The organism is Streptomyces sp. ATCC 21386, assembly GCF_018728545.1.
Lineage (GTDB): Bacteria > Actinomycetota > Actinomycetes > Streptomycetales > Streptomycetaceae > Streptomyces.
Window position 1 is genome coordinate 6,070,975 of record NZ_JAAVVL010000001.1, and the last position, 13,099, is coordinate 6,084,073.

Consider the following 13,099-nt stretch of genomic DNA (forward strand, 5'->3'; position numbering starts at 1 on the left):
ACGCCGTGGACCTGACGATCCTCTACCGGGGCCCGCTCGCCTCCTGCGACTACGACTGCCCCTACTGCCCGTTCGCCAAGCGGCGTGACTCCACGGACCGGCTGCGGGCCGACCGCGCGGCCCTGGAGCGTTTCACCGCGTGGGCCCGGGAACAGACCGGCGACCGGCTCTCGGTGCTGTTCACACCGTGGGGCGAGGGGCTGGTGCGGTCCTGGTACCGCAAGGCCCTGGTCGAGCTCTCCCACGAGCCGCACATCGAGCGGGTGGCGATCCAGACCAACCTGAGCTGCCGCACGGAATGGCTGACGGAGGCCGACCCGGACACGGTGGCCCTGTGGTGCACGTACCACCCCGGGCAGACGCCGTACGAGAGGTTCCTCGGCAAGGCGCTCCGGCTGGCCGGGGCGGGGATCCGCTTCAGCGTGGGGATCGTCGGCCTGCCGGAGCATCTGGAGCACGCGAGCCGATTGCGCGGGGAGCTGCCGGAGCAGGTGTATCTGTGGGTGAACGCAGCCGAGGGGCACACCTACACCGACGAGGAAGCGGCGCTCTGGACCGAGTTGGACCCCCTGTTCCCGTTCAGCCGCCACCCGCACCGCTCGGCGGGCCGCGCCTGCCGCACCGGCTCCACGGTCGTGTCGGTGGACGGGGAGGGCACCGTACGACGCTGCCACTTCGTCAGAACCGAACTGGGCAACCTGTACGACGGCTCCTTCCGCACCGCGCTGGCGCCCCGCCCCTGCCCGTTGTCCGTCTGCGACTGCCACATCGGCTACGTCCACCTCGAAACGCTCCCGCTGTACGACGTGTTCGCGGGCGGCGTCCTGGAGCGTGTGCCGACGCCTGCCGCGCGGCGCGGAATCCGAAAGCGAGTGAGTCCATGACCTCAGCGGTCAACAGTGGTCCGTGGCTGCGGCGTTACCGGCCCGCGCCCGAGGCGGCCGTACGGCTGCTGTGTCTGCCGCACGCGGGTGGCTCGGCGAGCGCCTACCACCCCATGGCGCTGGCGCTCGCCCCGGCGGCCGATGTGCTGGCCGCGCAGTACCCGGGGCGTCAGGACCGCTACGCCGAGCCGCCTGCGGAGAGCATCCGGGAACTGGCCGAGCGGATCGTCGAGGCCGTCACCGGCGGCAGCGACGACCGGCCGCTCGCCCTCTTCGGGCACAGCATGGGCGCCGTGGTCGCCCACGAGGCGGCGCTGGCCCTGGAGGCGGCCGGCCGGGCCCCGGTGCGCCTGTTCGTCTCGGGGCGGCGCGCACCCTCCACACTCCGGCCGGGCCCCGCGCTGCACCTCGCCGGCGACGCCGAACTGCTCCGGGCGGTGCGCCGGTTGGGCGGCACCGACGGGCAGGTCTTCGAGGACGAGGAACTAATGCGGCTGGTGCTGCCCGCGCTGCGCGGCGACTACAAGGCGCTGGAGACGTACGAACCGCGCCCGGGCGACCGGCTGACCTGCCCGGTCACCGTTCTCACCGGCGACGCCGACCCGGTGACTCCGGTGGCGGAGGCGCGGGCCTGGAGCGGCCACACCGACGGACCGACCGAGCTGTGTGTGTTCCCCGGCGGCCACTTCTACCTCAACGACCGGCTGCGGGAGGTCGTCGACGTCGTACGACGTCACCTGGGGCTGTAGGCGGGGGCGCGGGGCGAGCCCTCAGACCCGCCAGCTGTAGCGCCGTTCCGGGCGTCCTGCCACGCCGTAGCGCAGGGAGACGTCCGCGCTGCCGGTGCCGTGGAAGTACTCCAGGTAGCGGCGGGCGCTGACCCGGGAGATGCCGGTGAGGGTGGCGCACTCGGTGGCGGAGAGGGTGCCTTCGGCGGCGCGCAGGGTTGCCTCGATCAGCTCGGCGGTCTCCACGCTCATGCCCTTGGGCAGGGCACCGGCCGTCGAAGCAGGCGCGGTGGCTCCGGCGAGGACCCGGTCGACGTCGGCCTGGCCCCGGACGACGGTGGTGAGCAGCCGGCCGCGCTGGGCGGCGTACCGCTGGAGCCGGGAGCGCAGCTCCTCGAACTCGAAGGGCTTGAGGAGGTAGTCGACAACGCCGTGGCGGACCGCGCCGCGCACGCTGTCGGCCTCCCGGGCGGCGCTGATGACCATGACGTCGCAGTCGTGCCCGGCGGTGCGCAGCCGGGGTATGACGTCGAGGCCGAAGCCGTCGGGGAGGTAGAGGTCGAGGAGGACCAGGTCGGGGCGGAGTTCGTCGACGGCGGCGACGGCCTGTTCGCCGGTGCTCGCGACGCCCACCACGTGGAACGGCTCGACGCGTTCGACGAAGGTGCGGTGGACCCGGGCCACCATGAAGTCGTCGTCGACCACGAGCACGTCGATGGTGCCGGGCTGGCTGCTCGTACCGGACGGTCTGCTCGTGCCGGTCATGGTGTCGCTCCTTCCGCCACCGCGTCGGCGAGGTGGCTGACGGTCATGCGGGCGGTGAACATGGCCCCGTCGGGGGTGTTGGTCACCGAGATCTCACCGCCGTGTCGTTCGCAGACCAGGCGGGTGAGGGCCAGGCCGATGCCGCGTTCGCCTTCCCGCGCGGCCTTGGTGGTGAAACCGTGGGAGAAGACCTCCCGGGCGAGTTCGGGGGCCACCCCGGGGCCCGAGTCGCGGACGACGATCTCCACGCTGGAGGCGTCCTGACACAGTTCCACCTCGACCCAGGCCTCGCGCGCGTCGGCGCCGGCCCAGCGGTCGGGGTCGTCGGGCGCGGTGGGGGCGGCGGCCGCGTCCACGGCGTTGTCGACGAGGTTGCCGACGACGGTCGCCACGTCGGCGGCGTCCTCGGGGGCGAGCCGGTCGAGGTTGGTGGCGTCCGAGATCCGCAGGGTGACGCGGCGTTCGGCGGCCAGCGAGGTCTTGGCCGTGAGCAGGGCGGCGACGGCGGTGTCGCGGACGCGGCGGCTGAGGGTGACATCGAGGGAGTGGCGGTGCCGGCTCAGCGCCCGGATGTAGTGCACGACCTCGTCCTGCTCGCCGATCTGGATGAGCCCGGAGATGGTGTGCAGCTGGTTGGCGAACTCGTGGGCCTGGGCGCGCAGCAGCTCGGAGGAGCTGCGGAAGGAGCCGATCTCGCGTTCGAGCCGGGCCAGCTCGGTACGGTCCCTGAGGGTGGTGACGGAGCCGAGGTGGCGGCCGTCCTTGGTGACGGTCATCCGGTTCATCACCAGGACCCGGCCGTGGCGGATCACGACCTCGTCGCGCTGGTGGGGTGCCTCTTCCTGGGCCCCGGCCAGGACGTCCCGCAGCCGTCCCTCGACGCCGAGGTCGGCGAGGCTCTTGCCGACGCAGTCCTCCGGCAGGTCCAGCAGGCGCCGGCCCATGTCGTTGACGAGGGTGAGCCGGTGGTGGGGGTCGAGGGCGATCACGCCCTCGGCGATGCCGTAGAGCATGGCCTCGCGGTGTTCGGCGAGGCCGGCGATCTCCTGGGGCTCCAGGCCGAGGGTCTGCCGTTTGACGCGCCGGGCGAGCAGCCAGGAGCCGACCAGGCCGAGGCCGCTGGCGATGCCGAGGTAGGCGAGGAGGTAGGAGGACGCGCCGCTGAGCCGCTGCCACACCGTCGGGGAGGCCTCGCCGATCATGACCGTGCCCAGCAGCAGGCCGAGGTTGTCGTTGGTGGTCGCGCCGAGCACGGGGACCTGGGCCACGAGCTCGCGGCTGCCGTCCAGCGTCAGTGAGCCGGACCAGCCGCGGCCCGCGACGGCGCCCTCGCCCACCGGCAGCGGATCGCCGATCGCCGTGGGGTCGGTGGAGCTGACGATCCGGCCGTCGGCGTCGGCGACGGTGACGGAGGTGACCCCGGACTGGGTCTGGGTGGAGTTCACCAGGGGCGCGAGCGCCTCGTGCGCGACGGGCCGTGCGAGACGGTCGCGGACCAGCGGGTTGGCGGCGAGCTGCTCGGCGAGCGCGGTGACCCGGCGGCCCTCGACCCGGTTGAAGGTCGCCGCCGACTGGGTGAGCGAGACCGCCGCGACCGCCAGCAGCACCACCACGACGATGGCGAGCTGGAGGACCAGCATCTCGCCTGCGAGGGTATGGCGACGGAACACCACGACGGACTCTTCTCTCTGCCGACGCCGTCCCGGGCGCCGCTGCTGTCTGTACCGGACGCCGGCGGGGCGTCTCACTCCTGTCCGTGCCGGACGCCGCGTCGGGCGTCCCGCTTCTGTCTGCGTCGACGCCGCGTCCGGCGTTTCGCTCTTCCCGCTCCGGCACCACGCCGGGCGGTCCGCGGCTCGGGGGCCGCCCTGGGCGGTGGGTCGCACAATCATGGCGCCCGCGTGCGATCCGGGAAAGAGAGGTGTCGGGGACGTGCCCATAAGGTGACAGGGCCCGTGACCACTACGACCACAACCTCCGTTGCTTCCGCAAGGGCGTGAGGACGGTCCCGCGCGGGCACGATGTGGCCCAGGTCACCCTTCCCCCCTCGACCCGACCGACAGGTGGTGGCATTCGTGCAGTTGCGCACCCCGCTCGCCCTGCTCGGGGCAGCCGTGCTCGTGCTCGTGGGACCGCCCCTGCTGTCCACCGGCGACGACACCGGGACCGGCACCCAGATCCCCGGCCTGCGCTTCATGGTGCCGAACACACCGGGCGGCGGCTACGACATCACGGCACGGACGGCCGCGAAGAACGCCGAGGACGCCGGGCTCACCCACAACATCGAGGTGTTCAACCTGCCGGGTGCCGGCGGCACGGTCGGCCTGAGCCGGCTGGTGAGCGAGCACGGCAACGGCCGGCTCGCGATGTCGATGGGGCTCGGTGTCGTCGGCGCGGTCCGCTCCAACGACGCGCCGAAGACCCTCGCCGACACCACGCCGATCGCCCGCCTCACCGAGGAGCAGGACGTCGTGGTGGTCGCCAAGGACTCCCCGTACAAGACGATCGACGAGCTCGTCGGAGCCTGGAAGGACGACCCGGGCAAGCTGCCGGTGGGCGGCGGTTCGGCGCCGGGCGGGCCCGACCACCTGGCGCCGATGCTGATGGCGCGGGCCGCCGGGATCGCGCCGAAGGACGTCAACTACATCCCCTTCGACGGCGGCGGTGAGCTGCTCGCCTCGATCCTGGGCGACAAGGTCGCCTTCGGGGTGTCCGGGGTCGGCGAGTACCTGGACCAGATCAAGGCGGGCGAGCTGCGGCTGCTCGCGGTGACCGGCCCCGAACGCGTGCGCGGGCTGGACGCGCCGACCCTGAAGGAGGCCGGCTACGACGTCGACTTCACCAACTGGCGCGGCATCGTCGCCCCGCCCGGCCTCACCGACGCCGAGCGCGACAAGCTCACCCGGCTGATCGAGGAGCTGCACGATTCGCCGGAGTGGCGGCAGTCACTGAAACAGAACGGCTGGGACGACGCGTTCCTCACCGGCGAGAAGTTCGGCGACTTCCTGGACGCCCAGGACAGGCGCGTGGTGTCGGTGCTGAAGGAGCTGGGACTGTGACGACACGGACGGACACCACAGGCACTCCCCCGACACCCGCCGACGAACGGCGCACCTGGCTGCGTGACCACTCCGAGCTCGGCGTCTGCGTCCTGCTGCTGGCGCTCGGCGTCCTCGTCCTGACCGACGCGCTCACCATGGACGTCGACATCGCCCAGCGCGGTCCCGTCGGGCCGCGGACCGTGCCGATCGTGGTCGGCGGCGGTCTGCTGCTGATCGCCGCGCTGCTCGCGGTGGACGTGCTGCGCGGCGGCCGGGGCGAGGCCGAGGGCGGCGAGGACATCGACCTGTCCGAGCCCGCCGACTGGCGCACGGTGCTGCTGCTGGCCGGGGTGTTCCTCGGCGCGGCGGTCCTGATCGAGCCGCTGGGCTTCCCCATATCCGGTGCCCTGCTGTTCTGGGGCGCGGCGTACGCCCTCGGCAGCCGCCGCCTGGACCGTGACCCGCTCATCGCGGCCGTCATCTCCCTGGTCACCTACGCCGTGTTCGACAAGCTGCTCGGGGTGCCGCTGCCCGGTGGTCCGCTGATGGGAGTGCTGTGACATGGACGCCTTCAGCTCCCTCCTCGACGGCTTCGGTACGGCCCTGACGCCGATCAACCTGCTGTGGGCCGCGATCGGCGTCCTGCTCGGCACCGCGATCGGGGTGCTGCCCGGGATCGGGCCCGCCATGGCGGTGGCGCTGCTGCTGCCGGTGACGTACGGGCTGAACCCGGTGGGCGCGTTCATCATGTTCGCGGGCATCTACTACGGGGCGATGTTCGGCGGTTCCACCACCTCGATCCTCCTGAACACGCCCGGGGAGAGCGCGGCCGTGGTCGCGGCCATGGAGGGCAACCCCATGGCCAAGTCCGGGCGTGGAGCGCAGGCGCTGGCGGCGGCCGCCATCGGGCACTTCGCGGGCGGCATGGTCGGCACGATCCTGCTCGTGGCGCTGGCGCCGAAGGTCGCCGAGCTGGCCGTGGACATCGGCGCCCCCGACTACTTCGCGATCATGGTGCTGGCGTTCATCGCCGTGACGTCCGTCCTCGGCTCGTCCCGCATCCGGGGCATGGCCTCCCTGCTCATCGGCCTCACGATCGGTCTGGTGGGCCTGGACCAGATGACCGGCCAGCCACGTCTGACCTTCGGCTCGCTCCAGCTCGCCGACGGTGTGGACGTGGTGATCGTCGCGGTGGGTCTGTTCGCCATCGGGGAGGCCCTGTGGGTGGCGGCGCATCTGCGGCGCAGTCCGCCGGAACCCATCCCGGTGGGCCGGCCCTGGCTCGGCCGCTCCGATGTGCGGCGGACCTGGAAGTCCTGGGTGCGGGGCCCGTTCATCGGCTTCCCGTTCGGCGCGATCCCGGCGGGCGGCGCGGAGATCCCCACCTTCCTGTCGTACGTCACCGAGAAACGCCTGTCGAAGCACAAGGACGAGTGGGGCAAGGGCGCCATCGAGGGCGTCGCCGGCCCGGAGTCGGCGGCCTCGGCCTCGGCGGCGGGCACCCTCGTCTCCATGCTGACCCTCGGCCTGCCCACCACGGCGGTCGCGGCGGTCATGCTGGCGGCGTTCCAGCAGTACGGCATCCAGCCGGGCCCGCTGCTGTTCGAACGGGAGCCGGACCTGGTGTGGGGCCTGATCGCCTCGCTCTTCGTCGGCATGGTCCTGCTGCTCGCGCTCAACCTGCCGCTGGCCCCGCTGTGGGCGAAGCTGCTGCGCATCCCGCGGCCGTACCTCTACGCGGGGATCCTGTTCTTCGCGGCGGTCGGCGCGTACGCGGTCGGCGGTGAGGTGATCGACCTGGTGATCCTGCTGGTCATCGGCCTGATCGGCTTCGGTATGCGCCGCTACGGTCTGCCGGTGCTGCCCGCCGTCATCGGCGTGATCCTCGGCCCCAATGCCGAGCAGCAGCTGCGCCGGGCCCTGCAGATCAGCGACGGCAGCGTCACCGGACTGGTGAACACGCCGTTCTCGGTGACGGTGTACGTGATCATCGCGGTACTGCTGGCCTGGCCGCTGCTGAGGCGGCTGGTCACGCGCAGGCGCGATGCCGAGGCCGGGTGACCGGCGGCGGCGCTCAGCCCGCGCCCCGCTCCGCCTCCTCGTGCAGGAAGGCGCTGATCTGGCCCGCGAGGTCCGCGCGGCCCGGGCCGCCCGCCGGGTCGAGGAGGTCCTCGTCGACGCCGATGCCACCGGACCACAGGTACCGCTCGGTCCACTCCTCGTCCGCGCGCAGCTGGACCTGGATGTCGAACTGGGAGAGGTGGGACTCCGGGGCTGCCGCGTACAGGACGGAGGTGGCGCGGCGCAGCGGGTACAGGTCGAAGCCCTCGATGAACCGGGAGTTGCGCCAGTCGAGGAAGGCGCTCTCACCGTCGGGGCCGGTCCGGATGTCGAGCTGGCCGTCCTCCAGGTGCAGGCCGACGTGGTCGCCGCCCCGGTTCTCCACGGTCACCCGGAACCGGAAGTACGTGAGGCCCTCGGCGGCGTCGTCGCGCCCCCGCGGGGGCTCAGCGCACTCGACGCCATGGACGCGCACACGCAGGCCGGCCAGATCGCCGTCGTACTCCTGCCAGTCCCCGATCACGTTGGGCTCGCGCACCGTCCACCTCTCCACATCGGCGGGACACCTCCCGCGTTCGCGCGCACCACAGTGCCACACCCGTCGGACGTCCGGATCCGGGGCATCACCGCCGGTCAGAGGTGATCAAGGCGTGGGCAGCGACGATTCCCGGGAGGGCGCCACGAAGGAAGCCGTCCACGTGCCGTACATCACGTTCACGGTCCACGGTGCGAAGAGGCGGGGACCGGTCCCGGTGGTGATGTGCGGGGGCCGACTTGGCCGATTCCGCGCGCGGGCGTCCGCGCCGTACGCTACGTTCGATCACCGCCGGTTGGCGCACCGTCGGCGAGGTCGTGTGAGGGAAGGTTCTGAGCGTCGCATGGGCAACTTCGGCATCCCTCCGTCGACGGGCCCGGTCATGGCCGGAGGGCTGGCCGATTCGCTGTTCGAGACGGCGCACCGTGATCCCGCGCTGCCGCAGCTCGCGCGCCGTGACAGCGCCTCCCCCGACACCTGGACACGGGTGAGTGCGGCCGAGGCACGGGACGAAGTGGCCGATCTGGCCAAGGGGTTGATCGCGTCCGGGATCCGGCCGGGCAACCGGGTGGCCGTGATGGCGCGGACCCGGTACGAGTGGACGGTGCTCGCCGTCGCGCTGTGGGCCTCGGGCGCCGAGATCGTGCCGGTCTGTCCGACGTCGTCGCGCGACCAGATCGAGTGGATCCTGCGGGACGCGGCCTGTGTGGGCGTGGTCGTCGAGGACGAGTTGGGAGTGATGACCGTCGGCTCGGTCTGCGCCAAGCTGCCGCTGCTGCGGTACGTCTGGCAGCTGGACGCCGAGTCCCTGCCGCAGTTGGTCGCGGCGGGCCGGGACGTACCGGACGCGACGGTGGACTCGCTGCGCCGTATCGTCACGCCGGACTCCACGGCCGTGATCGCGTACACCTCCGGCACGACCGGCCGGCCCCGGGGCTGCGCGCTCTCCCACCGCAGCCTCGCCAGTCCCTGCGACGCGCTGCTCGCCGGCTGGCGGCATACGGCGGCGGCGCCCGGTGAACAGCCCGCGATCCTGGCCTTCCTGCCGTTCTCGCACGTCTACGGGCTGATGATCCAGGGGATGTGTCTGCGCGGCGGGCTGCTCCTCGGGCACGAGCCGGAGTTCAACGAGGAGGCGCTGTCCGCCGCGCTGCGCTCGTTCCGGCCGACGTTCCTCTACGGTGTCCCGTATCTGTTCGAGCGGATCCACAAGAACTTCCTGCGCAAGGCCCAACAGGCGGGCCGGGGGCCGCTGTTCGAACGCGCGGTGCGCACGGCGCAGGATTACGCTGTCGCCGTCGAGCGGCAGCGGCTGGGCACCGGTCCGGGCCCCGCGATGGATCTGAAGCTGCAACACGCCTTCTACGAGAAGACGGTGTACCGCAAACTGCGGGCGGCGCTGGGCGGCCGGGTGCGCGGCGGCTGTTCGGGCGGATCCCCCCTCAACCGCGACCTGACGCTGTTCTACGCGGGTGTCGGCATCCTCGTGCACGATGGGTACGGCCTGACCGAGACCGCCGGGGGCATCACCGCCCAGCCGGTGGGCCGGGAGAAGTTCGGCACTGTGGGCCGTCCGCTGCCGGGCACGGAGATCCGGGTGGCGCGGGACGGGGAGATCCTGGTCAACGGGCCCTCGGTGTTCCAGGGGTACGTCAACGACGAGGCGGGCACCCGGGCCGCGCTCCAGGACGGCTGGCTGGCCACGGGGGACATCGGGCGGCTGGACTCCGAGGGCTATCTGTCGATCACCGGCCGCAAGAAGGAGATCATCATCACCAGCGGGGGCAAGGGGGTGGCCCCCGCGCCGCTGGAGGAGCAGCTGCGGACGCATCCACTGATCCACCAGGCGGTCGTCGTCGGCGACAACCGGCCCTGCGTGGGCGCCCTGCTCACGCTGGACCCGGAGTTCCTCGCGCACTGGCGGGGATCGTTGTCCGCGCCGGGCGAGTTGCTGGGCCGGGAGGCGCGGGAGGAGAACGCGCTGCGGCAGGAGGTGCTGCGGGCGATCGCCGCGGCCAACAGTACGGTGTCGCGCTCGGAGTCGATCCGTGTGTACCGCATCCTGCCCGAGCCGTTCGACCTCGCCAACGGGATGCTGACGCCGTCGATGAAGCTGCGCCGGGACACCATCGTGCAGCGGTACGAGGCCGAGATCGAGGCGATGTACGCGACCTCGGCGCGCACCGCCCGCCGCACCCTGTCGGAGGAGTTCGGGGGCTGGGACGACTCGGACCCCGACGACGTGTTCCGCCGCGCCCGGCACTGACCGCACGGCCCGACACCCGAACGTCCGACCACGGGTCGGGCGGCTGTTGACGAAACGGTCCCTCGGATGCGGAGATGCTCCAGGCGACAGCGGGAGACCGCCCGCCCGGCCGCGCTCCGCACCACCGTGACACGAAGGCAGAGGACCGAGAACCATGGCACTGCAGATCAGCGCCACCAACCCCGAACACCCCGCGCTGTTGCTCGAACTGCCGTGGCACCTGCCGCTGGAGGAGTGGCCGGAACACCATCTCGTACCGCTCCCCCGCGGTATCTCCCGCCACGTGGTGCGCTACGCCCGCGCCGGCGACGAGGTCGTCGCCGTCAAGGAACTCGCCGAACGGCCCGCGCTGCGTGAGTACGAACTGCTGCGCGACCTCGACCGGATCGGCATCCCCGCGGTGGACGCGCTCGGGGTCGTCACCGGCCGTCTCGACGAGGCGGGCGACCCGTTGGAGCCGGTGCTGATCACCCGGCACCTGGGCGGTTCGATGCCGTACCGCTCGATGTTCGAGACGACCATGCGCCCGGCCACCATGCACCGGCTGATGGACGCCCTCGCCGTGCTGCTGGTGCGGCTGCACCTGGCCGGGTTCGCGTGGGGCGACTGCTCGCTGTCCAACACGCTGTTCCGGCGGGACGCGGGCGCGTACGCGGCGTACCTGGTGGACGCCGAGACGGGCGATCTGCACGCGCGACTGAGCACGGGGCAGCGGGAGTACGACCTCGATCTGGCCCGGGTCAACATCAGCGGCGAGCTGCTTGACCTGGAGGCGTCCGGGGCACTGCACCCGTCGGTGGACCCGATCGACTTCGGCAACGAGATCTGCTCCCGCTACCACCGGCTCTGGGAGGAGCTGACCCGCAGGTCGGTGTACCCGGCGGGGAAGTACCACTACATCGAGCGCCGGATCCGCCGCCTCAACGACCTCGGTTTCGACGTCGCCGAGATGCAGATCGAGCACGCCGACAACGGCGACACGGTGACCTTCGTGCCCAAGGTCGTCGACGCGGGCCACCACCAGCGGCAGCTGCTGCGGCTGACCGGTCTGGACACCGAGGAGAACCAGGCCCGGCGGCTGCTCACCGACCTGGAGAGCTGGATGGCCACCCAGGACGACTACGCCCCGGGCGACCCCCTCGGCGCCCGCCCCGAGGTGCTGGCCCACCGCTGGGTGCGGGAGGTGTTCCGGCCGACCGTGCGGGCCGTCCCGCTCGAACTGCGCGGCTCGATGGACCCGGCGGAGATCTACCACCAGCTCCTCGAACACCGCTGGTACCTGTCCGAGCGGGCCCAGCACGACATCGGTCTGGACACTGCGGTCAAGGACTACATCGACAACGTCCTGCCGAAGACCCTGGCCCTGCAGCCGCCGAAGGTGGACGACGTCACCGCCGACTGAGCCACCGGGCGCCCGGGGCCGGTGGCCCCGGGCGCCGGCCGCGGGTCGCCGCCGCGGGTCACCCGTGGGGGACGACCGCCACCGGGCAGTGCGCGTGGTGCAGGACGCCGTGGGCGACCGACCCGATGCGGGCGCCGACGGCGGTACGGCGGGCGCGGCGGCCGACGACCACCAGCTGGGCCCGCTGGGCCACGGACAGCAGCACCTGCCCCGCGCTGCCCATCTCGACGTGCTGGGTGACCCGAACGCCGGGGAACCGCTCCTGCCAGGGCTCCAGCGCGGCGGCCAGTGCCTTCTTCTCGTACGGCTCCAGGCCGCCGGCCTCGTCGAGGAGCTTCAGCGAGCCGGGGCTGTAGGCGTACAGCGGGGGCAGCGTCCACGCCCGCACCGCGCGCAGGGACGCCCCGCGCGCGGCGGCCGTCTCGAACGCGAACCGCAGCGTGTCGGCGCTGTCCTCCGGGGTGCCCTGCTGGCCGACGACGACCTCGCGTCCGGCGGCCTCGGCGCTCGGGGTGTCCTCGGCGCGCACCAGCACGACGGGACGCGGTGACTCGACGATCACCTGCTGTCCCACGGAGCCCAGCAGGAAGCCGACCACCGTGCCGTGCCCGCGCGAGCCCAGCACCAGGGTCTCGGCGTGCTCGGCGGTGCCGACCAGCGTCTCGACCGGCGGGCCCTCCAGCAGGTCCGTGGTCACCTCCAGCTCCGGGTGCCGCTCGGCGACCCCCCGCGCGGCCTCGGCGAGGGCCTCCCGGGCCCACCGCGCCTGTCCGTCCCGGTCCACGGTGATCGCCTCGTGCGGTTCCCACCGCCACGCGTGCACCACCCGCAGCGCCAGGCCCCGGCGTACGGCCTCCCGGCCGGCCCACGCCAGTGCGGCGAGGCTCTCGGGGGTACCGTCCACTGCGGCGGTGATCGGGCGCGTCGTCATCGGCCACCTCTCGGTCGTCACATGGCTGACGGATCCAGTCTTCACTACGCTCACCGCATGACCTTGCAGTGGGAGCAGATACTGGTGGACGCGGCCGATCCGGCGGCGCTGGGCCGCTGGTGGGCACAGGCGCTCGGGTGGGTGGCGGTCGACGAGTCCCCCGACGAGTACGAGATCCGCCCGGCCCCGGACCGACTCCCCGGCCTCCTGTTCGGGCGCTCCCCGGACCCCAAGAACGGCAAGAACCGCCTCCACCTGGATTTCCGCCCCGACGACCAGGAGGCGGAGGTCACCCGCCTCCTCGCCCTCGGGGCCCGGCACGCGGACATCGGGCAGACCGGTGACGAGCCCTGGGTCGTGCTCCAGGACCCGGAGGGCAACGAGTTCTGCGTACTGGCCCCGCGCCGGACCTGACGGCGTCCCCGCGTCCCCGCCCGTGGCTGCGCGGAAACCGCGCGAAGCGGCACGGTCGAACATACGATGGGC

At 72.5% G+C, this 13,099-nt stretch carries 12 protein-coding genes; 8 read left to right on the forward strand and 4 right to left on the reverse strand.

What is annotated here, in order from left to right; all coding sequences use genetic code 11:
• Positions 1-5 precede the first annotated feature (5 nt).
• Both GWK25_RS26060 and GWK25_RS26065 read left to right on the forward strand, forming a co-directional pair.
• Positions 6-884, forward strand: a complete 879-nt coding sequence (locus tag GWK25_RS26060) for an STM4011 family radical SAM protein (RefSeq protein ID WP_215453559.1) — start codon at positions 6-8, stop codon at positions 882-884.
• Positions 881-1,633 carry a thioesterase II family protein gene (locus GWK25_RS26065; RefSeq protein ID WP_215453561.1) on the forward strand — a complete coding sequence of 251 codons (753 nt, stop codon included), beginning with the start codon at positions 881-883 and terminating at the stop codon, positions 1,631-1,633. The genes GWK25_RS26060 and GWK25_RS26065 overlap by 4 nt, the downstream gene beginning before the upstream one ends.
• A gap of 21 nt (positions 1,634-1,654) precedes the next feature.
• Here the strand turns inward: GWK25_RS26065 and GWK25_RS26070 are convergent, their stop codons facing one another.
• Together GWK25_RS26070 and GWK25_RS26075 are read right to left on the reverse strand one after the other, a co-directional pair.
• Positions 1,655-2,377 (reverse strand): response regulator, encoded by a 723-nt coding sequence (locus GWK25_RS26070; RefSeq protein ID WP_215453563.1) that lies wholly within the window; start codon positions 2,375-2,377, stop codon positions 1,655-1,657.
• Positions 2,374-4,017, reverse strand: coding sequence for an ATP-binding protein (locus GWK25_RS26075; protein WP_215457582.1), 1,644 nt, complete (start codon positions 4,015-4,017; stop codon positions 2,374-2,376). The genes GWK25_RS26070 and GWK25_RS26075 overlap by 4 nt, the downstream gene beginning before the upstream one ends.
• Positions 4,018-4,452: 435 nt before the next feature.
• Between GWK25_RS26075 and GWK25_RS26080 the strand changes: the two genes are divergently transcribed.
• From GWK25_RS26080 to GWK25_RS26090, 3 genes are read left to right on the forward strand one after another with little or no spacing between them, the layout of a single operon-like run.
• Positions 4,453-5,436 carry a tripartite tricarboxylate transporter substrate binding protein gene (locus GWK25_RS26080; RefSeq protein WP_215453565.1) on the forward strand — a complete coding sequence of 328 codons (984 nt, stop codon included), beginning with the start codon at positions 4,453-4,455 and terminating at the stop codon, positions 5,434-5,436.
• The gene (locus tag GWK25_RS26085; RefSeq protein WP_215453568.1) at positions 5,433-5,978 is read left to right on the forward strand and encodes a tripartite tricarboxylate transporter TctB family protein; all 546 of its coding nucleotides are present in this window, start codon (positions 5,433-5,435) and stop codon (positions 5,976-5,978) included. The genes GWK25_RS26080 and GWK25_RS26085 overlap by 4 nt, the downstream gene beginning before the upstream one ends.
• 1 nt (position 5,979) lies before the next feature.
• Complete coding sequence (locus GWK25_RS26090) at positions 5,980-7,479, forward strand: tripartite tricarboxylate transporter permease (RefSeq protein WP_215453571.1); 1,500 nt, start codon at positions 5,980-5,982, stop codon at positions 7,477-7,479.
• Positions 7,480-7,492: 13 nt separating this feature from the next.
• Here the strand turns inward: GWK25_RS26090 and GWK25_RS26095 are convergent, their stop codons facing one another.
• Positions 7,493-8,017: a hypothetical protein gene (locus tag GWK25_RS26095; RefSeq protein WP_215453573.1), complete on the reverse strand. Its 525-nt coding sequence runs from the start codon at positions 8,015-8,017 to the stop codon at positions 7,493-7,495.
• Positions 8,018-8,357: 340 nt separating this feature from the next.
• Here GWK25_RS26095 and GWK25_RS26100 point away from each other — a divergent pair, with 340 nt between their 5' ends.
• Positions 8,358-10,280, forward strand: a complete 1,923-nt coding sequence (locus tag GWK25_RS26100) for a long-chain fatty acid--CoA ligase (protein WP_215453575.1) — start codon at positions 8,358-8,360, stop codon at positions 10,278-10,280.
• 154 nt (positions 10,281-10,434) lie between these two features.
• Positions 10,435-11,682, forward strand: coding sequence for a DUF4032 domain-containing protein (locus GWK25_RS26105; protein WP_215453577.1), 1,248 nt, complete (start codon positions 10,435-10,437; stop codon positions 11,680-11,682).
• Positions 11,683-11,740: 58 nt separating this feature from the next.
• Here GWK25_RS26105 and GWK25_RS26110 read toward each other — a convergent pair whose 3' ends face one another.
• On the reverse strand, positions 11,741-12,613 hold the full coding sequence (locus GWK25_RS26110; RefSeq protein WP_215453580.1) for a universal stress protein: 873 nt from the start codon (positions 12,611-12,613) through the stop codon (positions 11,741-11,743).
• Between the two features lie 57 nt (positions 12,614-12,670).
• On the opposite strand from GWK25_RS26110, the gene GWK25_RS26115 reads away from it, so the two are divergent.
• The gene (locus GWK25_RS26115; protein WP_215453581.1) at positions 12,671-13,027 is read left to right on the forward strand and encodes a VOC family protein; all 357 of its coding nucleotides are present in this window, start codon (positions 12,671-12,673) and stop codon (positions 13,025-13,027) included.
• The last annotated feature ends 72 nt before the right edge of the window (positions 13,028-13,099 follow it).